This window comes from Cryobacterium levicorallinum (assembly GCF_004402405.1).
Lineage (GTDB): Bacteria > Actinomycetota > Actinomycetes > Actinomycetales > Microbacteriaceae > Cryobacterium > Cryobacterium levicorallinum.
Window position 1 is genome coordinate 220,191 of sequence record NZ_SOFE01000023.1, and the last position, 19,680, is coordinate 239,870.

At 61.8% G+C, this 19,680-nt stretch carries 18 protein-coding genes and 5 pseudogenes; 18 read left to right on the forward strand and 5 right to left on the reverse strand.

All coding sequences use genetic code 11. The annotated features are described in order from the left end of the window. The first annotated feature begins 319 nt into the window (after window positions 1-319). The 4 genes from E3O11_RS13080 (at window position 320) to E3O11_RS13095 (ending at window position 2,793) form a co-directional block, all read left to right on the forward strand. Window positions 320-694: a PadR family transcriptional regulator gene (locus E3O11_RS13080; RefSeq protein ID WP_092449008.1), complete on the forward strand. Its 375-nt coding sequence runs from the start codon at window positions 320-322 to the stop codon at window positions 692-694. Then, on the forward strand, window positions 691-1,467 hold the full coding sequence (locus E3O11_RS13085) for a hypothetical protein (protein WP_092449007.1): 777 nt from the start codon (window positions 691-693) through the stop codon (window positions 1,465-1,467). Before E3O11_RS13080 ends, E3O11_RS13085 begins: the two co-directional genes overlap by 4 nt. Before the next feature lie 520 nt (window positions 1,468-1,987). Beyond that, window positions 1,988-2,368, forward strand: a complete 381-nt coding sequence (locus E3O11_RS13090; protein WP_422386451.1) for an ArsR/SmtB family transcription factor — start codon at window positions 1,988-1,990, stop codon at window positions 2,366-2,368. Next, a complete protein-coding gene (locus E3O11_RS13095) occupies window positions 2,365-2,793 on the forward strand; it encodes an SRPBCC family protein (RefSeq protein ID WP_092449005.1) in 429 nt (142 codons plus the stop codon). Before E3O11_RS13090 ends, E3O11_RS13095 begins: the two co-directional genes overlap by 4 nt. A gap of 108 nt (window positions 2,794-2,901) precedes the next feature. Here E3O11_RS13095 and E3O11_RS13100 read toward each other — a convergent pair whose 3' ends face one another. After that, window positions 2,902-3,888 carry a DMT family transporter gene (locus E3O11_RS13100; protein WP_092449004.1) on the reverse strand — a complete coding sequence of 329 codons (987 nt, stop codon included), beginning with the start codon at window positions 3,886-3,888 and terminating at the stop codon, window positions 2,902-2,904. On the opposite strand from E3O11_RS13100, the gene E3O11_RS13105 reads away from it, so the two are divergent. Further along, entirely contained in the window at window positions 3,887-5,296 is a 1,410-nt protein-coding gene (locus E3O11_RS13105) for an aminotransferase-like domain-containing protein (RefSeq protein ID WP_092449003.1), read from the forward strand. The genes E3O11_RS13100 and E3O11_RS13105 overlap by 2 nt on opposite strands. A gap of 446 nt (window positions 5,297-5,742) precedes the next feature. Here the strand turns inward: E3O11_RS13105 and E3O11_RS13110 are convergent, their stop codons facing one another. Beyond that, entirely contained in the window at window positions 5,743-6,927 is a 1,185-nt protein-coding gene (locus E3O11_RS13110; protein ID WP_092449002.1) for an FAD-dependent oxidoreductase, read from the reverse strand. Window positions 6,928-7,308: 381 nt separating this feature from the next. Between E3O11_RS13110 and E3O11_RS18485 the strand changes: the two genes are divergently transcribed. Continuing rightward, the gene (locus tag E3O11_RS18485) at window positions 7,309-7,626 is read left to right on the forward strand and encodes a TetR/AcrR family transcriptional regulator (RefSeq protein WP_166787597.1); all 318 of its coding nucleotides are present in this window, start codon (window positions 7,309-7,311) and stop codon (window positions 7,624-7,626) included. A 29-nt stretch (window positions 7,627-7,655) separates the two neighbouring features. Here the strand turns inward: E3O11_RS18485 and E3O11_RS13115 are convergent, their stop codons facing one another. Further along, on the reverse strand, window positions 7,656-8,060 hold the full coding sequence (locus E3O11_RS13115) for a MerR family transcriptional regulator (RefSeq protein WP_241994725.1): 405 nt from the start codon (window positions 8,058-8,060) through the stop codon (window positions 7,656-7,658). Here E3O11_RS13115 and E3O11_RS13120 point away from each other — a divergent pair. The 12 genes and pseudogenes from E3O11_RS13120 to E3O11_RS18815 form a co-directional block, all read left to right on the forward strand. Then, on the forward strand, window positions 8,059-8,526 hold the full coding sequence (locus tag E3O11_RS13120; protein ID WP_092449001.1) for a VOC family protein: 468 nt from the start codon (window positions 8,059-8,061) through the stop codon (window positions 8,524-8,526). The two genes, E3O11_RS13115 and E3O11_RS13120, sit on opposite strands and share 2 nt — an antisense overlap. Window positions 8,527-9,018: 492 nt before the next feature. Continuing rightward, window positions 9,019-9,459 (forward strand): GyrI-like domain-containing protein, encoded by a 441-nt coding sequence (locus tag E3O11_RS13125; protein ID WP_092449000.1) that lies wholly within the window; start codon window positions 9,019-9,021, stop codon window positions 9,457-9,459. Between the two features lie 579 nt (window positions 9,460-10,038). Continuing rightward, window positions 10,039-10,665 (forward strand): hypothetical protein, encoded by a 627-nt coding sequence (locus tag E3O11_RS13130; protein ID WP_134495572.1) that lies wholly within the window; start codon window positions 10,039-10,041, stop codon window positions 10,663-10,665. Further along, window positions 10,665-10,961 (forward strand): transcriptional regulator, encoded by a 297-nt coding sequence (locus E3O11_RS13135; protein WP_092448998.1) that lies wholly within the window; start codon window positions 10,665-10,667, stop codon window positions 10,959-10,961. The genes E3O11_RS13130 and E3O11_RS13135 overlap by 1 nt, the downstream gene beginning before the upstream one ends. A 311-nt stretch (window positions 10,962-11,272) precedes the next feature. Further along, entirely contained in the window at window positions 11,273-11,638 is a 366-nt protein-coding gene (locus E3O11_RS13140; RefSeq protein WP_092448997.1) for an SdpI family protein, read from the forward strand. A gap of 905 nt (window positions 11,639-12,543) precedes the next feature. Further along, complete coding sequence (locus E3O11_RS13150) at window positions 12,544-13,755, forward strand: FAD-binding domain-containing protein (protein ID WP_092448995.1); 1,212 nt, start codon at window positions 12,544-12,546, stop codon at window positions 13,753-13,755. A 511-nt stretch (window positions 13,756-14,266) separates the two neighbouring features. Continuing rightward, window positions 14,267-14,479, forward strand: coding sequence for a hypothetical protein (locus E3O11_RS18265; protein ID WP_134469815.1), 213 nt, complete (start codon window positions 14,267-14,269; stop codon window positions 14,477-14,479). Between the two features lie 2 nt (window positions 14,480-14,481). Further along, window positions 14,482-15,573 carry a DDE-type integrase/transposase/recombinase gene (locus E3O11_RS13160; RefSeq protein WP_092448993.1) on the forward strand — a complete coding sequence of 364 codons (1,092 nt, stop codon included), beginning with the start codon at window positions 14,482-14,484 and terminating at the stop codon, window positions 15,571-15,573. 113 nt (window positions 15,574-15,686) lie between these two features. Then, a pseudogene (locus E3O11_RS18270) lies at window positions 15,687-15,890 on the forward strand (hypothetical protein); the annotation flags it as partial. Window positions 15,891-16,144: 254 nt separating this feature from the next. After that, window positions 16,145-17,211: pseudogene (locus E3O11_RS13170) on the forward strand (IS110 family RNA-guided transposase); the annotation flags it as partial. Between the two features lie 190 nt (window positions 17,212-17,401). Beyond that, a pseudogene (locus E3O11_RS18810) lies at window positions 17,402-17,497 on the forward strand (IS3 family transposase); the annotation flags it as partial. A 42-nt stretch (window positions 17,498-17,539) separates the two neighbouring features. Next, a pseudogene (locus tag E3O11_RS18815) lies at window positions 17,540-17,734 on the forward strand (DDE-type integrase/transposase/recombinase); the annotation flags it as partial. Window positions 17,735-17,833: 99 nt separating this feature from the next. Here E3O11_RS18815 and E3O11_RS13180 read toward each other — a convergent pair. Beyond that, window positions 17,834-18,582, reverse strand: a pseudogene (locus E3O11_RS13180) (IS256 family transposase); the annotation flags it as partial. Window positions 18,583-18,592: 10 nt separating this feature from the next. Continuing rightward, window positions 18,593-19,633, reverse strand: a complete 1,041-nt coding sequence (locus E3O11_RS13185; protein ID WP_198415599.1) for an IS30 family transposase — start codon at window positions 19,631-19,633, stop codon at window positions 18,593-18,595. Window positions 19,634-19,680: the final 47 nt, after the last annotated feature.

The following is a 19,680-nucleotide window of genomic DNA, read 5'->3' on the forward strand; positions in this document are numbered from 1 at the left end:
GGCTGCGGCGCTTGATTCTTCGCGATAGCGTGAATCAGTCCCGCAGGGGGGTTCGGCTTGCGGCAGAACTTTTATCCAGCTTTCACGATACAGGCCAGCGTAATTCCCCATTATTATTCTGCGCCCATGACATCCAAGGTCCTTCGGGGTCATTTAAAGCGCGTAGAAGTTGTCCGCTATGCCGGCCGCTCGAGGTGCGCTGGGGGTCGACCGCGGGCGCGGCTCAGGGAAGAGGCTCCGGCGCGCGAATGACGAGTAGATAGTCTGACTAAATAGTGACACTATGTAGTTCTGCGTGCAGCGTTTGGAGTAGAAAGTCATGGGCGCCAAACAGTGGTCGAGTGAGTGGATGCGGGCAGCCCTCGGCCTGTGCGTGCTGCGCACTCTCGCCGCCGGCCCGACCTACGGGTACGCCATCGCGGCCGCGCTGGAAGAGAACGGATTTGGCACAATCAAGGGCGGCACGCTGTATCCGTTGCTGACCCGCTGTGAAGCGGCCGGCTGGATCGCTGTCGAGTGGCGGGTCGGCGCCGGCGGCCCCGAGCGGAAATATCTGTCGCTGACAAATGCCGGACGCGACGAGTTGGCAACCCAGACCACTAACTGGCGCGACTTTACGGGCACGGTCCTGGCGCACCTCGACAACACACCCACAAGCAGCACCGCACTAACCACGGGGACGGCTAAATCATGACGACCAGCAACATTCGCGACGCACACGACCGCGACACCGAGAATGAGAAGTGGTTGGAAGGCCTGACCATCGAGCTGCGCCTGCTCGACGTCAATGGAACGAGGATCGGCGACGCCGTGGCGACCGCACGCGAGTTTCTGGCCGACTCCGGGGCTCTGGCCGAAGAATCTTTCGGCAGCGCTCGTTACTACGCCGCGGAGCTGAGTCTTCCGGCAACCGCAGATGCCGCAAAAGGGGTGTGGGGTGCCAATCTGCGCAGCGGTCTCGGCCTGCTCGGGCTCATGGCGCTCATAGAGACGGTGGTTCCGCTCAGGCATCAGACAGATGTGACATTCGGGCTCGGGGTGCTTTTGATTACCGTCGTAGTCCTCGCAATTATTGCGGTCCTGCCACGATTCCTCCCCACCATCATCGAGCGGACACTTTCGCACGGGAAGGTCAGAGCGTTCATCGAGGGGGCGGCAGGTGGGCTGGTAATTACGCTGGTTTTTGTGCTGATATCCCTGTGGTCAGCGGACCGGATCGTGTTCAGCGTTCCCGCGCTACCGGTCTTCATGGCGGCGGTCGTTCTACTCATCGCCCCGCCTCTGTGGGCCCAGTTTCACCACTCCTATCAGGCTGACCCCATCGTGCCACCCGGCTCCGCGCCGGCCGACACGCTACGGATATCTATCGGCATCCGGCTATTTCTGGTCGCCACCAACTGGCTGCTCGTCATCGTGAGTGTCATCCTCTGCGCCCTGGAGCTGTTCATCGACACCCTAGCTCGCTGAAACCCGGCGTGGGTGTCCCTAAACAACACGGGATCGTGTAATCACAACTCGCTACAGCCCGAGGCGGGTGGGCAACGACAGAGTCCAAGGTGTGTCCAATCAGAGCGGTCGAGCGCTGCGTGTGCCACGAGCGTCGCGGTCGTGATGCGGCGGCTTAACATCACAAGGAGAACGCGTCGTCCTGTGAGGGGTTCCCAGGTGACACAGCAGCGGGAAGTTCAGCACGTGGTCGGGTCGGCCCCAGATCTGTCGCGCTGGAGGTCCCCTGTGCGAGACAGCGTCGGCGCACTTCGCCACCGGGTGCTTTGGTACAAAACCTGTGTCGCTCGAGGTCCCCCTTGCGGCATTAGCTAATCATCCGCGAGGGGACAACGATTGTTTATGGTGCGACGCGCGATGTGCTCCGATGCCTTCTTCAACCTCGCGTTCCTTCGACCCGGCCCAGAAGAAAGGTGGCCCTGGGCTTGACGGGGAAACGCGCGATGCCTTATATTCAACTTAGCAGTTTTATACCAGTCAGTTGAATACAAGATCGGATAACATGCCCGCCGACCAGCTCAGCCGTACCTTCGCGGCCCTCGCCGACCCGACGCGGCGCGCCATCCTGGCGCGCCTGGCGCACGGCGAGGCGACAGTTGGGCAGCTAGCAGAGCCGTTCGCGATGAGTTTCGCGGCGGTGTCGAAACACCTCCGGGTGCTCGAGGCCGCGGAACTGGTCAGTCGGGGTCGGAATGCGCAGTATCGACCCGCGACCCTCGACGCTCGACCGCTGGCGAATGCCTGCGCGTGGATCAGCGACTACGCGAAGTTCTGGGGTGCCAGCTTCGATGCCCTCAGTGACGTCCTCGCTGAGATCACGACCACCGAAACAAGCATGACCGACAAAGGAGAAACCTCATGAGCAACCCCGTCAGCATCACCCGCACCTTCCCCGCAACACCCGAGCAGGTCTTCGACGCCTGGACAACGCCTGCTTCTTTCGCGGTCTGGTTCGGGACGGCCGCGGTCCCCGTCGACGATATCGAGATGGATGTCCGAGTCGGCGGCGGGTGGAAGGCGACCATGCACCTGCCCGACGGCAGCCTGAAGCACTGGGTTGGCGAGTTCACAGAGGTGAATCGTCCGACGCGGCTCGCCCTCACCCTCACCGACCAGCCCGATGATCCGGCCCGCGAGCCTGTCACCGTCGATATCGTCGCCGTCGACGGCGGCGCCATGATGACAATGGTGCAAACCGCCCAGGGCTTCGACGACGCGTCGAAGGCGGCACTCACGGCCGGATACACCGCGTTCTTCGACGATATGGAGAAGCTGCTCGTCCGCTAGACGGGCACCGGTCGCGTCGGCGCGTTGTGCGAGCGACACTGACCGCAGCCCCACCCCGACCGAGTCGTCAAGGCCGAAGCCCGCAACCAGTTCCGCGCAGGGTTCCACTTACGGTCCCACGGTGCTGCGTGACACGTCGGCTGGTGCTTCATTGCTCGCGGCGGCGCGCGTCAGCGGGGAACCGTTCAGGCGTGTTCGCACGGCGATGCCAGCGCAGAGGATGACGGCGAGACCGCCGATGATGGTCTGCCAGGTGAGTTGTTCGCGGAGAATGAGCGCCGCCCAGAGGATGCTGAGGACGGGTTGGGTGAGTTGCACCTGGCTGACCTGGGCCATGGGTCCGATGGCCAGTCCGCGATACCAGGCGAAGAACCCGAGGAACATGCTCACCACTCCGAGGTAAGCAAAGGCGGCCCATTGAGTGGGCGTGCCCGTCGGGGGCTGGTAGACAATGGCGATCGTCGTAAGTGTGACCATGAGCGGCGACGCGAGGATCAACGCCCACGAGACGGTTTGCCAGGATCCCATCTCGCGCGCGAGCAGGCCGCCTTCGGCGTAGCCGATGGCGGCGGCCATAACGGCGCCGAACAGCAGTAGATCCGCCCACTCCAAGCGGATGCTTCCGCCACCCTGGATGGACGCAAAGGCCACGGCCACCAGCGTCCCGACGAATGCCATGATCCAGAACGGCAGGGGTGGTCGCTCTTTGCCTCGATGGGCGGCCATAACTGCCGTCGCTGCCGGGAGAAGGGCAATGACCATGGCGCTGTGACTGGCCGACGCGGTCGTGAGGGCAAACGATGTGAGGAGCGGGAAGCCGACGACGACGCCGCTCGCGACGATGGCGAGGCGAAACCACTGGATACCGCGTGGAAGGTGTTGCCGGGTGATGAACAGGGCGGCTGCGGCGAGCACGGTGGCGATGACGGCGCGGCCGGATCCGATGAAGAGCGGGGACATGCTCTCGACGGCCACGCGGGTAAAGGGAACGGTGAAGGAAAACGCGGCAACGCCGAGCAGCCCCCAGGCGAGGCCGGACCGTGACATTGATAGCGGTGTGGGCATCCGTTTGATAGCGCTATTATGATCTGACATGAATAACGATAGCAGTTTTCGGATCGTGGCCGCATTGCGTGAGTGGATCGCTGGCCGGGCGCCGGGGGCTCGGCTGCCCACGAGCCGCATGCTCGTGGCCGAGTATGGGGCGAGCCCGGTGACGGTGCAGAAAGCCCTGCGCACTCTCGTGGCGCAGGGCTTGATCGAAACCCGGCCCGGCTCCGGCACGTTCGTCCGCGCGGTGCGTACCGCTCGTCCGCTCGACTTCAGCTGGCAGACCGCGGCTATGCGTTCCCCGAACAGTCACCTCGGCGGGTTGAGCCCTGCGCTACGTGCCGCTCCGCAAGGAAGCATCGCTCTGCATTCCGGGTATCCCGACCGAGAGCTGTTGCCGGACCGGTTGGTCCGGTCAGCGCTGGCTCGCGCGGCCCGAAGCGAGGCGGCGCTGACGCGTTCACCCGTCGCGGGCCTTCCGGAACTGCAGTCCTGGTTCGCTCACGAGCTTGGCTCCGCGACACCGGTCGGCGTCACTCCGCCCCTATCAAGCGATGTCATCGTGCTGCCCGGAAGTCAAAGTGGCCTGGCCACGATCTTCCGTGCCCTGGTCACCGCTGGAGCGCCTCTTCTGATGGAATCGCCCACATACTGGGGCGCGATCCAGGCTGCAGCACAAGCCGGCGTTGACGTTGTCCCGGTTCCGTCGGGACCCCAGGGACCCGATCCCGACGAGCTCGACCGGGCCTTCCTAGAAACCGGTTCGCGTGTCTTCTATGCACAGCCCACCTACTCGAACCCAACTGGCGCACAATGGTCAGAGACCACCACGACGCAAGTCCTCGACATCGTCCGGGCGCACGGCGCCTTCCTGGTCGAGGACGACTGGGCCCATGACTTCGGCATCGACACCGACCCACATCCTGTCGCCGCTCGCGATGACGCCGGGCACGTGGTTTACGTGCGATCCCTCACCAAAAGCGTCTCGCCGTCCCTTCGCGTGGCGGCAATTATTGCCCGCGGTCCCGCCAAGGAACGCATTCTCGCCGATCGCAGCGCCGAATCGATGTACGTCAGCGGGCTCCTTCAAACCGCAGTACTCGACGTCGTCACTCAACCGGGTTGGCAGACCCACCTCCGCAACCTTCGCCCGCAACTACGGGCACGCCGAGACCTTCTACTGACGAGTTTGCGCGAACACGCACCCGACGCCCACATCACCACCGTTCCGGCGGGTGGTCTCAATTTGTGGGCTCGCCTTCCCGATGGAACCAACCTCGAGCGGTTGGTCGCAGACTGCGAAACTGCCGGGGTCCTGATCGCTGCCGGCTCGAGCTGGTTCCCGGCCGAAGCCACCGGTCCCTTCATCAGGCTCAACTACTCCGGACCGAACCCCGGAGCGTTCACGGACGGAGCCCGTATCATCGGCCAGGCGCTAGCCTCTACCCGCTAACCGGTCCACGTGTCAGTGTCGATCCCCGCGCCATCAACACCCAGAACCGTGCCTGCTTCTCCACCAACTCAAACTTCGACCATATCGGCAATACCTCTCAAAATGGAGTGTTGCGACGACCGCTTGAATCCGCCGTTCCCTTGTGACACAACTCCAGCTTCCTGAAGTGGTGGCCGGTTTCGTGTCCGAACTCCGTCGCTCACCGTCCGTGAAATGAAATTTGGGATTATGAGTGTGGCGCTAGCCGACCCAGAAGTAGTCGGATTTCGAGCCGCACTTTGCCCCGGTTGGCGCCTTTCCCGTGCCGCCTCCCAATTCGATCTGTGATCCTGCTCGAAATGACTTGCCCAGCACAGTGATAGATCCGTCCGCACTCAGTCCGGAACCGTCGGGCGCTACGAGCACAGATCTTGCGTTTCAGGACAACGAGACTTGGTCTCACACGTTCAATGGATGTGCTCTGGCCTCGCGCCCAGTCCGACGAATCGCCCGGTAAGCCGGGCGGAGGCAGGGTGGTCACGGAGGAGTTGTAGCGGTAGTGGCAACGGGGTCCCGGGCGCGTGCGTGGATAGCAGCGGTTTCTGTAGTCGGCGTTGGACCATCTGAGTGATGCGCGCCGGCCAGGATCGCCGACGCTGTACGCGACGGAGGTCGGCACGGCTGGGCGTTCCGCTGCGCAGCACGGGTCCGAGGATGCGAGCGGTCGCGACGGCATCCTGAATCGCGAGGTTGATGCCGACGCCACCGGCCGGCGACATAGCGTGAGCTGCGTCCCCTATGCAGAGGAGCCCATCGACACTCCATTCGCGCAGGCGTTCTAGCCGTACGTTCAGCACTTGCACGTCGGCGGCGGAGATGGGTGCAACGGCTTCCTGCATCCTCGGGGCGATGAAAGCTATGCGCTGTTTCATTTGAGCGATGTCGTCTTTCGAGCCGTTCCAGCTGCCGGCCGGGATCACATGAGCAATCTGGAAGAAATCGTCACGGTCGATAGTGATGATCATTCCGGCGCCCGCTTGGATGAACGGGTAATGCTCATCGGGTCGCTTCGACAGTCGAAACCAGAGCACATCCATTGCCGCCGCGACACCGACCGGAGTTAGACCGGCCTGGGCACGGACAACCGAGTCACGACCGGAGGCGTCGATGACGAGGCGACCACGGATGCTCATGTCGCCATCGGGCGCAGTGCCGGTGACCCCGACGATCCGCCCTTCCTCGCTGGATAATGCGTCGATACGAGTCGATCGGAGAAGGCGGAACCCAGGATGCCTCGAGCACGCGTCAGCGAGCAGGTCGAGGAAGTCCCACTGCGGCATGAACGTCATGGTTTTGCGACGGGTGGGAAGATGGCTGAAGTCGGCCAGCACGAGCTCGGTACTGTGCCAGCTGAGAGTCACGCGTTCCATGTCGGAGTGAGGTCGGGCGAGGAACTCGTTGAGAAGACCGAGTTCCTCGAGTAGTTCCTGGGTGGAAGGGTGAATCGTGTCACCGCGAAAGTCGCGGAGGAAGTCTGCGTGCTTCTCAACCACGGTGACCTTCACACCATTACGGAGCAGCAATAGTGCCGTCATCATTCCGGCCGGACCGCCGCCGACGATCACACAGTCGGTCTCGAAATTTTTATTCATGCGTACAGAATCCTCCCTCAACATGCAATCATGCGAGTGTGGTCAATAACGTACGCGGACGACCTCTCGGTGGAGCCTCCGCCAGAAAACGACTGCTCAATGCCGCACAGCGCCACTTTGAGGTCGGCGACCTGACCGAGATCTCTTCCCGTAACCTGGCGAATGAAGTCGGCGTTAGCCATACTCTGGTCAATTAATATTTCGGGTCCAGGGATGACCTCATTGGGCGGCCGTTTCGTTGCGCGTAGCCCCTCACCACGTGATCGCCGCGGCAATAATGCCCGACGGGAAAATTGATCTCGCACGCCTCGCGCGCGGGCTGATAGCTGTGCGGGAGCATCCTGAGCAAGGCGAGCTGATACCAGGTTCGCCCGCCAACTCATCGCTGGTGGCCCACACGCACAGGCGCTGTCGTCATACCTCCAGTACACCGTATTTGAAACGCTGACGGCGGAATTCGGCCAGGAGCGCGCCCGTCGCATAGCCACAGCGCTCATCGGTGTGATCTTCTCACGCTACGTACTCACATTGCCATCGATGACCGCGATGCCTGCTGCGCTTTGGGTCGCTGACCCTAACCCGTGCGCGCAAACCTTTTACCGAAAGCATGGCTTTTTCGCCGACGGTGCGGTAAAGACCGACGATGGCGTGCGGGAGCTTCGAAGGGTCCGAGCGATCAACGCAGCAGACACACGCTAAAGGTTCCACTTGCGGGCACGATAAGGGAGTCAGTTGGAAGGGTCGTCAGTTCCTAGTGCGCCCACGACGGCGTCCAGGGAGGCCAGCGTTTCGCGCAAGGAGTCGACTTGTGCTGAGATCCGTGCCCGTTCGCTGATGAGTCGCTCGCGCAGCAGGGGTGTTCGTGCCGCAGGATCCGTGATGCAGGGAAGAAGTTCTGCGATTAGGGAGCTGCACAGGCCAGCTTGATATAGACGCTGAATAAGAAGTACGCTCTCTTGCGCTGCACTCGAATAAAACCGTTGACCGCTGGTCGAACGGTTCGAGGAGAGCAGATGCTGCTCTTCGTAGTATCGGAGTGATCTCGGGCTTGCGCCGGTTGCTTTGGCCAGTTCGCCAATTCTCATCAGCCGCTTGCCCTTCACATTGATGTCAGGTTTTAGTGTAGCGGTCATGAGTACACACACGAACGACTCTGCCAGCGTCCTCCAGCTTCGCGTCATTGTGGAGGCGGAGGACTTCGACGCTGCCATTAACTTTTACCGCGACACTCTGGGCTTGCCTGAACAGGTCGCCTTCGAGGGCGATAATGGCGCGCGTGTCTCGATTCTGGATGCCGGCCGCGCGACTTTGGAGATCTCGAACCCAGCGCAGAACCGGATGATCGACCAGGTCGAGACCGGGGAACGCCAAGGTTCGGGCATTCGGCTTGCATTTGAGGTAACCGACGGACGCGGTGTCACCACCAAACTGGCTGCGGCCGGGGCCACCATTATTGGTGAACCACGCGAGACACCGTGGCGATCACTCAATTCCCGGCTCGACGCACCCGCCGGGCTCCAGATAACCGTGTTCGAGGAGCTGGCGGAGGTGCCCGAACGGGCACAACGAGCCGGATTCGGAACAGCCGACGCGCGATAACGGCGAAAAGTCAGGTCACCACCAATCTGCCGAGCCAAGACCTAGCCGCCGTGAGGTGGATATCCGCGGTGTGTCCGGATAAGGTCGCTGTCTTACTGAGGGTTCGGCTTGCGGGACGTCTGGCAGCAGTCCTTGTCCATCGCACTTCCCCTCTGAAATGTCGTAGTTGTCATTGCCGTCCATCCGGCGCTTCGCGAGCGCGCCTGCCGCGCATCCGGTTTGGAAGCTTCCCGAACTGGATGCGGGTGCGTCTGTCAGCGTCGAAGGGAAGTGCATGTATTTCAGTTTTTTCTCCTGTGGGATCAGTCGTGTATTGGAATGTTGTGTGCACCTGTCGAAGTGACCTTTCTGTCTGATGACCCTCCGCCTGCGGATCCGGATTCGACCAGTCAGTCCGTCAAACCGGCAACAGTCACTCTGGCTAGAGTGGGGAGGCCGTTTATCTTTCGGGTAAACGAGTAAATCGTTCGGGGCCAAGCTAGGAAGGCATCGATGGAGATTGTTGAACTTGGTGAGACTGCCGTCATCGGAATCGAAGTTGTCGCTTACTTCGGCCAGCTACGCTCCGAGATGCCTGCGGCCTGGCGCGAGTTATTTTCACGTCAAGACGAGCTGCCCAACTCAGGCGCCAGCGTCTTCGTCGAGGCCAGCAACCATTTAGGCGACGGCCTTTACCGCGAGACTATTGGAGCAATAGCTGTCGCGGCCGATGCTCCCGTGCCTGATGGTATGACTGTGGCTCTCCTGCCCGGTGGAAGATTCGTCCACCACCGGCATGTGGGTTCGGTGGCAACCATCACAGGCGGTTTCCAGAGCATTTATGACTGGGCTGCAGAGCAGGGGTTGACTCTCGGGAACCGTAAGCTCGATGTTGGTTATACGGCCGCCGGTGTTCAGCGGACGCACGAACTATACGTCAACGTTCTCATCTGACGGCCCTCTCCGTCACGACGGAGTCAGGCTATATCCGGCCGAACCGCAGTTCAATGCCAGCGATCCGCGCAGCTGTCGTAGTCGGCCGGATGAGGCAGCCTCGTCTCCTTGGTGAGGACGGCGGGAACAGCTCAATCGCCGTGCTTTGGCGAGATTTCTTTCCGGCACGGGTAAGTCAGGGCAAGTTTGCTCGGATGGGGCGTGTGGTCCCGTCTTCGCGGGGCAGTTCCCGTTGGGGGTCGGCGGTCAACCCGCACGCGCTGAAGGTTGGGTCTGCGACGCTGGACGTGGCACGCGCGCGCCGAGCAGTTCATCATCAATACCGCTCCGCAAATCCTGTCCGTTCCCGCGACGGCTTGGACCAACACGCCCCCGAGAAGGACGGGCTATCACTCGCCGACTCAACATCCACTGGCCTCATGTACTTCGACACAGTCCGCACGGCTGAAGGGGTCCATGTGATTCGGTGTGGTCGGTTCCGAGACTCATCGGGCAGTTGTATCGAGCGGCCCTTGACTTCGTAAGGTTTGTAATTCAAACTGGTTGTAATTTACAACCAAAATTCGATCGGGGAACGACATGACTCAGCAGACTCCAGCTTTTGATGCTGGCTCGGCGCTATCTGCGCTGCGCCAGAGTGAGGCGAGCGTCCGCCGCGCCACAAACCCTAATCCACCGATTCTGTATCTGCTGTGGGGCACGGTTTATACCCTGGGCTACCTCGCGGTGCATGCTGCGCTGTTCGGATGGCTACCGATGAGCTTGCCGCTTGCGCTCACGATTTTCGCGGCGCTAACTGCGGCTGGCGCCGCGATTTCCGCGGCTTTGGGTGCCCACGCAGGGAAGGGACTACGGGGCGAATCCCGCCGTCGAGGTATGTTCTACGGGCTGACTTGGGCCTCCGGCATGATCTGTGTCGGATTCATCGTCGTCGCTCTTCTGCGGCTCTACCTCGAGTCCGCCACGGTGATTTGGCTGTCTAGCGTGATCGCGACCCTTCTCGTCGGCGTCTTGTTCGCCACTGCCGGTGCCGCATTCCTTGACCGGTCCATCTTCTTCCAAGGCATCGCTCTACTTGTGGCGAACGTGGGAACGCTGCTGATCGGCCCTGGCCCGTTTGTCCTCGTCGGGTGGCTCGCTGCCTGCGCTGTTCTCTTCATCGGAGCGGTCATCGCGGCCCGTCGAACCACAAACAGGCTGAACTGATGATGAAGACGTCTCTTGATCCCGTTATTCACGCGGACGCCCGCCTGCGCATTATGACTGTGCTGAACGCCATCGGCGAAGGAGATTCGGTAACTTTCCCAAAGCTTCGCTCGATTCTCGATATCACCGCCGGCAACCTGTCGGTGCATTTGCGCAAGCTTGAGGACGCTGGCTATATCACTCAAGAGAAGACCATCCAGGGGCGCACCACGGCCACCTATCTTGGAATCACCCCGCGAGGTCGAACCGCCTTCCTCGAGTATCGAGGAACTTTGCTTGCACTTCTCGATGAGTGAGTAAATGGACAATGGAAAAACCCTAGACACAGCGCGTAACACCACTCATTTTTGGCTTGCCGGATCATCGGGCAGCCCGTCGACTTCAACCGGCCTTCCATTTGGGTATCTCGTCTCTAGGAAATGGGCACTCGGATGGATACAAAAACTGCGCTACGGCTCGAAGCCTGGCCGCGCGTGGCGCTGATCCGACCCGTGAACAAATTCAGCACACCAGAAGTCGACGTTCACGAATAATCGCCCGCACAGCGTTCCGCTAACGGGTATGCACTCGCTTGGTCGGCGGATGACGCAGACCGTAGGGTGAAGGTATGGGCGAAGAGACAATAGCGAGGTTGGTGCTGTTCGTGGTCTCGGTGGGCTCTGGCGTGCTGGTGCTCTGGATGGCGCAGGCTGCAGCCAGCGGACGACTTAGACGCAATCCGGTTGCCGGCATTCGTCTTCCCGTGACCATGGCGAGCGATAGTGCGTGGCTCACCGCACATCAAGCAGCTAAACGGCCGACCCAGTGGGCCGGCTGGTGCGCGATTGCCTTTGCTTTTCCGTGTGTAGTTCCTCTTTCTTTGCCGTTCGCGCTCACATCCATTTTCATTGGGGCCGTTGGACTGCTCGTCTTCGTGCTTTATGGCGCCGCCGTGGGAAGCCGTGCTGCACGCGCCCTAGCCGACGGGGATTAGAACGCGTTCAACCACAGACGGTGATGAAGACTGCGAGCGCCACGACCAATGGCTCCGCTACCCTCAGTGGTAGGGAGCGAACGGGGGCGACATGGCCAATACAGGACTGGCCACGGCGGGAAAGCGTCTAGTCAGTCTTGGCGCTGCGTTCATCGCAAGCGCAGTACTGGTGGGATGCTCGGGTCCGATGATGAATGCGTGCCCGGCGATAGGGTGGGCCAACACGCTCACCGTGACGCTCAACGGCGAAACGGATGACGTCAGCCTCGTGCAGCTGTGCATAGACGGTGAGTGTTCCACCCCTGCTCCAAGCCAGTCGCATTCCGACGAGTCGGCTCCGGGCGAGGTGCTGGGACCGGAGGATCTTGCGACGTACACGCCCGATCCTCGTGCAGTGGAGCTCCCGTATTTTGCTTCCAAGATCAGTGACCACTCGTGGGAGATCGCCCTCAGCATGTCGTCCCCGAGAAATGTGACACTCCGTGCGTTCTCAGCGAGTGGGATTGTCCTCGCCGACGAGGACGTGACGCTCAATTGGGTCCGAGTCGGCGGTACCGAGCGTTGTGGAGGCCCTGAGGAATCTGCCCCGGTCATCCTCGTAATTTCATCCTGAAGCCTTCAAGCTTTCTCGAGATGGGGTGTGTCCCGCAAGAGGTTCCCGTGTGACACAGCGTCGGCGCACTCAGCCACCGGGTGCTTTGGCCCAAAAAACTGTGTCGCTCGACGTCCCCGAGTGACACGGCATCAGCAGGCGCGGCCGCCGGGCGGTTTGGCCCCAGATCTGTCGCGCAGTCTGGCGGCGAATTCAACAATTCGTTGCGACGACCGGTTGAGTTCGCCGTTCTGGGTTGCCCCAGGGGGCCGACCGGGACCTTCTCAAATTCACATGGTGCATGATGAGAGGGATGTTCACTCCTACCCGAGCTGTCGGCCTCGAAACCCTCGGCCTGTTCGTCCCTCATGCGGGGTTAGATTACACGCGAGACCGCAATCACGACACTGGACCCTCCCGTGAAAACGTCTCCGGTCTCTCTCCGTACCTCCGCCACAGACTCCTGACCGAGCGTGAAGTGGTTTCGGCTGTGCTTGAACGGCATCGGTTCGGTGCATGCGAGAAATTTGTGCAGGAAGTCTTCTGGCGGACGTATTGGAAGGGATGGCTCGAACAGAATCCCGAGGTGTGGCGACGGTATCGCCGCGATGTGGCCGAGCTCGGGCTCGCGAGTGACACACGCTCCGGAGGTTACCGCGAAGCCATCGCTGGGCACACCGGCATTGATGCGATGGATGCGTGGGTGCGTGAGCTTGTGGACACCGGATACCTGCACAACCACACCCGCATGTGGTTTGCGAGCATCTGGATCTTCACGCTCGGCCTGCCGTGGCAACTCGGTGCGGACTTCTTCTATCGACACCTTCTTGATGGCGATGCCGCCTCCAACACGCTCTCCTGGCGGTGGGTTGCCGGGCTCCAGACAGCCGGAAAGACCTACCTCGCGACGGCATCGAACATTTCTCGCTACACCGAGGGCCGGTTCTCGCCATCGGGACTCGCCACGTCGGCACGAGCGATCATCGAAGAGCCACTGCCAACGCGGGCACCGATTGCTCCCGCCGAGTCCACCCCATTAGGCGCCCGAGTGGGGCTGTTGCTGCACGAAGAGGATCTGGACGCGGCAAGCCTGCGCGCCGAGTTTTCCTGGTTGGATTCGAACAGCCGACTCGTGGCTATCGCCGGATCCACCGATCCCGACGAGCGCTCGCCCTCCGGCGCCTCGGATGCAGTGCGGCGATTCACGGCATCAGCCCTCGATGACGCTGCCAAGCGGGCCTTAGACGCCCTCGGGCGACCGGCGAGAGTGCTTCCCGACGCGCTCCCCTCCACGGTTCTGAAGTGGGCGGAGTCCGAACGCCTCGATACGGTGGTTATGCCGAACGCACCGGTAGGCCCGGTGCAGCAACGGATGCTGACGCTCGGCGCCGCTCTCGCCTCGGAGGGAATAACGGTCACGATCGTCAGGCGGCGCTGGGACACGCTCGCTTGGCCCTACGCCGCGCGCGGGTTCTTCCCTTTCCGCGAGCGTATTCCTGAACTGCTGCGCCAGCAGGGCTTGTAGACCCGGGACCCTGACACAGGGCGACACGATCAGCAGAGTCGAGCATCCGCCGGACACATCACGCGGCACAATGCCTAGAGCGTCGGTAACTGCTAACTAGTCGGTTTGGGAAATCGCAAAAGCTCAAAACCCCCACTTCGGAGGTCAACGGGACACCGGCGGTGTTCAGTCAATACTGCGATGTATTTCACAACGCCGTGCCCACATTGGAGGAGCACGCGGAGAGTATCGTTGTAACCTCACATCGTGGAGGAAATGCCCTGTCCCCTCTGCGTCAAGCTGGTTGTGAGTCAGTTCACGATCAGCTGGAAGCAGAGAAATGTCAATCAGCCCAGGGTTCACGACGGCAGAGATTCGCGAGTTTGTTTATGAGTACCACGCGATCGTGCACGGAGGAAAGACTGCCTGGCGCGTGGAGCGCGGGGTCTCGTCGCACACGTTGAGACGGTGGAGCGACGCGGTTTTCGCTGGCGATCTCGACCGCGGGCTCATTCCGCGAGAGGCTAGTCAGATGACTATTCCATCGGAGAAACGCACGGCGCTGGCGAAATTGCGTGCTGCGGAGCGCGAAGCGCAGGCGGCTGAGGTCGCACGTTTGAGTGGTCGTGTGCGCGAGTTGGAGGAGGCCAATACCGCGTTGGGAAAAGCTATCGGGCTCTTGCACGCGATGAGCGAGGAAGAGCCCGCAGCCACCCCGACGACACCCGATCCATCCAGTTCCTGACGTTGGAGAACGACCTCGTTGCGGAGCTGACGCGCGCGACGGGGTCGCAACGTCAAGCGTTGACGATCACGGGCGTGGCCCGCTCCACTTGGCAGTACCGGCAGGCGCCCCGCGCGCGGGTGCTCAAACCGATACCGCAGAAGGAACGCGCGTATCTATCGCGTATCGACTCGGCCGATCGGGCCGTGATCGAGACGAAGATCACGGCGGGTTGGAAAAAGGGAAACGCGGTCGATCACACGTTCGCGTCCACCTGGGACGCGGGCGTCATGCTGGCCGGACGGCGGTCGTGGTGGCGGATCGCGGCCGATATCGAGGACCAGAGCGCCCACCCCATCGTGCCCACCCGGCGGGGATCTAAAACACCCTGCGCCAAGCCGGTACTGATCGCGACGGGACCCATGCACGTGTGGTCGTGGGACATTACCGACCTGCACTCTCCGTGGCGGGGGAAGGCGTTCAAGGCGTACTCGATCATCGACATTTGGTCGCGCAAAATCGTCGGCTTCCGGGCCGAGGACCGCGAGAGCGACCATCTCGCGGTGGACATGTTCGAGACCGCTTTCCGTGAGCAAGGCACTCCGAAGTTCGTCCACGCCGACTCCGGCCCGTCGATGCGCTCGGATGCGCTGGCCGTTCTCCTCAGCGGGCTCGACGTTGCCAAGACCCACAATCGGCCCTATGTTTCCAATGACAATCCGTACTCAGAATCTGAGTTCCGCACGATGAAATACCGCCCCAATTACCCCGGAATATTCGACAGCCTTGAGTCCGCTCGCGACCACTTGAACGACTACGTGCCTTGGTATAACACCAGCCACAAACACTCCGGCATCGCGTTGTTCTCGCCGCTGGAAGTCCACGATGGCTCGTGGCGACGGGCCCATTTCAAGCGCGACCTCGCCCTGCAGAGATACCACCGCACAAGCATCCAGAACGGTTCCGTGCACGACCCACAACCCCAGCCCCAGCCGGCACCGTCGGGATCAATCATCGTCCCGACAAAATCGTCAAAAACTAAGCCAAGTGACTCCACACAGCTTGACGTTGATACTGGAAACAGCCGTTCAGGGCATGACCCTCAACTTGACTGACGGCCCCGCGAGGGGTCTGTCTTTGCTTTGATCTGTCTGGCCTGGGCGGTGTCACAGTGTCGGCCGGGCGGGCATGACCTCATAGGAGCTTGACCTCTTCGACCCGGTCTCNGAACACCCCAGCCGACGTCCACTACGGCCTCGCCGACGCGAAGGCCGTCGAACGGGCAGCGACGTTGGACGCGGCACGCGCACGCTTCCCAGAGCGATTCAGCACGACCAAGGCACCGCAGATCCTGTCCATTCCCGCGACGGCATGGATCAACAAACCAGCCGCCAAACCCACCGAGAACGACGGGCTCGAACTAGCCGCCTAAACTCCCACTGGTCTCATTCGACTTGACGTTGATACTGGAAACAGCCGTTCAGGGCATGACCCTCAACTTGACTGATGGCCCCGCGAGGGGTCTGTCTTTGCTTTGATCTGTCTGGCCTGGGCGGTGTCACAGTGTCGGCCGGGCGGGCATGACCTCATAGGAGCTTGACCTCTTCGACCCGGTCTCGTCAACGTCTTGTCTGCTCGCCCGGCCGCCACTTCCCATTCTGAAACACGAACGAAGGGAAGTGCACCATGAACGATCAGTCTCTGATCGTCGCGGGGGTGGACACGCACAAGGACACGCACTACGCGGCCGTGATCTCCGTCACCGGGGAACACCTCAGCGCCGCCCAGTTCCCCACCACCGACGCCGGCTACCGCGCGCTTGAGGGCTTCATCACCTGCCACGGGGCTCTGCTGCGCGCCGGTGTGGAGGGCACGAACTCGTACGGGGCGGGCTTGACCCGGCACTTGCATGAGGCGGGCATCGAGGTCGTCGAGGTGATCCGCCCGGCACGGCAGACACGGCGGATGCGCGGCAAATCCGACGAGATCGATGCCTACGCCGCCGCGCACATCGCGTTGGCGAACAACAACACCGTGGCCGCGAAGACCGGCACCGGCATCGTGGAAGCGATCCGGGTCACCAACGCGGCCCGGCGCAGCGCAGCGCGATGAAAGCACGAACCGAGGTGATCGTGCAACTCAAATCGCTGATCGTGACTGCTCCTGAGAGCATCCGAACCGAGTTCCGTGACCTGACCACGACCCGCTTGATCACACGTCTGACAGGCTCCCGTGCACGTGTCGGTGACGACGAGGTCGCGTCCAGGACCCGCACGGCACTCAAGCGCCTCGCCGCCCGCTATCAGCAGCTCGATGTTGAGATCGCCGGTCACGACACCGACCTCGCACAACTCGTCGACACAGTGAACCCGGCTCTCGTGCAAGCCCGAGGGATCGCGACTGTGACCGCCGCGCAGCTGCTGATCACCGCAGGCGACAACCCCGACCGGCTCCGCTCCGAGGCAGCTTTCGCGATGCTCTGCGGTGCCTCGCCCTTGCCTGCCTCCTCGGGGAAAACGACACGTCACCGACTCAACCGCGGCGGCGACCGGGCCGCGAACTCCGCACTCCACAAGATCGCGATCGTGCGCCTGGCCACAGACCCCGAAACCCGCGCCTACGCGACCCGCCGCACCGCCGAAGGCAAGACGAAGAAAGACATCCTCCGCTGCCTCAAGCGCGCCATCGCCCGCGAGGTATTCCACCTCATCACTACCCCGCAGCCAGCCGCGGACAGCAGCGATCTGCGCCCCGCACGCAAACGCCTCGGGCTCAGCCTCACCGAGGTCGCCGACGCCCTCGACTGCGCGATCAGCAAGATCTCACTCATCGAACGCGGCACCATTCGCGACACCCGATTCCTGCACCGCTACCGGGCCTGGCTCAACGAAAACCAACCCCACCAAATCGCAGCTTGACAACTATAGGAGCATCAAATTCCGGGTGCGGAAGGTCCACGCCCAACTCAAACGCGATGGCCACCCGGTCGCCCGCTGCACGGTTGAGCGCCTCATGCGCCGCGAGGGCTTGCGCGGCATTACCCGGACTCCGCGGACCACGATTCCGGGACCGCTCAGCGACCGCCCCGACGACCTGGTGCGGCGGGCGTTCACCGCACCAGCGCCGAACTGTCTCTGGGTGGCGGATATCACCTACATCCGCACGTTCTCGGGCTGGGTCTACGCGGCGTTCGTCACCGATGTGTTCTCCCGCCGCGTTGTCGGCTGGCAGTTGTCCACCAGCATGCACACGCGCCTCGCGCTCGACGCGCTCGATGGGGATCTGGACCCGGCAGCGTGAAGGCCGCGACCTCTCCCAGCTCGTCCATCACTCAGATTGGGTGTGTCTCGTTAACGGTGTTTCCGGCGTTTTTCATTAGTAGGATTCTGCGTTCGGCCAGCGGTCGTGGAAGGTGATGGCGAAGGCGTTGAGAGCTGGCTTCCAGCGCATCGTCCAACGAGCTCGGCCCTCACCGGTGGGATCGAGACTTCGCGTGACCAGATACAAGCATTTTAGAGCGGCCTGCTCCGTGGGGAAATGCCCTCGAGCACGCACCGCCCGCCGGTACCGGGCATTGAGTGACTCGATCGCATTCGTGGAGCAGATCACCTGGCGGATCTCGGGATCGTAGGACAGGAAAGGGGTGAACTCTTCCCACGCCGACTCCCACAACCGGATGATCGCACCGTATTTCTTCCCCCAGACCTCGGTCAGATCGTCCAATGCTGCCCGTGCGGCGTCAACGGTCGGAGCGGTGTAGATCGGTTTCACCGCTCGTTTCATCGCATCCCAATCCTTCTTCGAGGACAGCTTGAACGTGTTCCGAATGAGGTGAATGATGCACGTCTGCACCGTGTCAACGGCCACACGTTCCCGACAACTTCGGGCAGCCCCTTCAACCCGTCACAGACCAGGAAGAACGTGTCGGTCACACCACGGTTCTTGATGTCCGTCAGCACAGACATCCAGAACTTAGCGCCCTCACCGCCAGTGCCGGCCCACAACCCGAGAATGTCTTTCTCGCCGTCCAGGGTCACGCCGATGGCCGCGTAGATGGGCCGGTTGGCGACCTGCCCATCCCGAATCTTCACGACGATCGCATCAATGAAGATCGCCGCGTAGACGCGGCAGTTTCTAGGGGTCGTTGCGAATCGTGTGTGCCTTAGTTCTGTGTCCTAATCGTCTCATGGCCTGGTGGGGTGTGCGGTCTTTGAGGCAGGCTCTGGGTCGACCGTTAAGTTCGTCGGCCACAGCGTTGAGGTGATCGTGGTCCCACTGGCTGAGGTCAGTCCCCTTCGGGAAGTATTGGCGCAGGAGCCCATTGGTGTTTTCATTAGTCCCTCGCTGCCACGGCGAGTGCGGGTCGGCAAAGTAAATACGAAGCCCAGTCTTCGTCTCGATGCGCTTGTGATGGAACATTTCGTTGCCTTGATCCCATGTCAGCGTGCGCCGGAGCGACGACGGCAGGCTCGAGAACGCACCGATGAGTGCGTCACCGACGGTTTGTGCGCTGTGGTCGCTTTGGAGGAAGACGAGGATCGTCATGCGGGTCTTGCGTTCCACGAGCGTGGCAATTGCTGGGCCGTTACTGGTGCCCAAGATGAGGTCTCCTTCCCAATGCCCGGCTTGGAGCCGGGATTCGACGTGTGCTGGGCGTTCGTGGATGGAGCACATTTTGGTGGACTGCTTCAGTGAACCGTCTTTGGATCTGCCGCGCCCGCGACGGTGCCGGTACGTGCGTCCCGTGCGCAGGCTCGCCGGCGTCGCTACGCTGATCAGCCCGCGATACACACCGTCGTAGATAGTCTCAGGACAGACGTGCCAGGTTAGTTTGTTCGGATAGCGTCGTCTCAGCCATCTACTGATCTGACCCGGCGACCATCGTTTCGCAAGTTTCACCGCGACGATGCTTCGAAGAGCTGGGACCTCCTCGAAGACGCGGATCTTCGGCCGCTTGCGCTGCAAATGGGCTTGGTTATGGGCGAACCACGGCTGGTAGGTGCCGTCGGCCTTGCGGTTGCGTGCAATCTCTCGATAGACGCTCTGAAAACTTTTCCCAATCCGGACAGCGATCCCTTTCACGGCTTCGCCTGCGGCGAGGCCGTCTCCGATTTCGATTCGATCGTCCTGAGAGAAATAGCGAGAACTAATGGGGACGCGTTCGACGACAGTCATACTGCCAGCATCGATGAACCACAACGATCCGCAACTGAGCGACACTC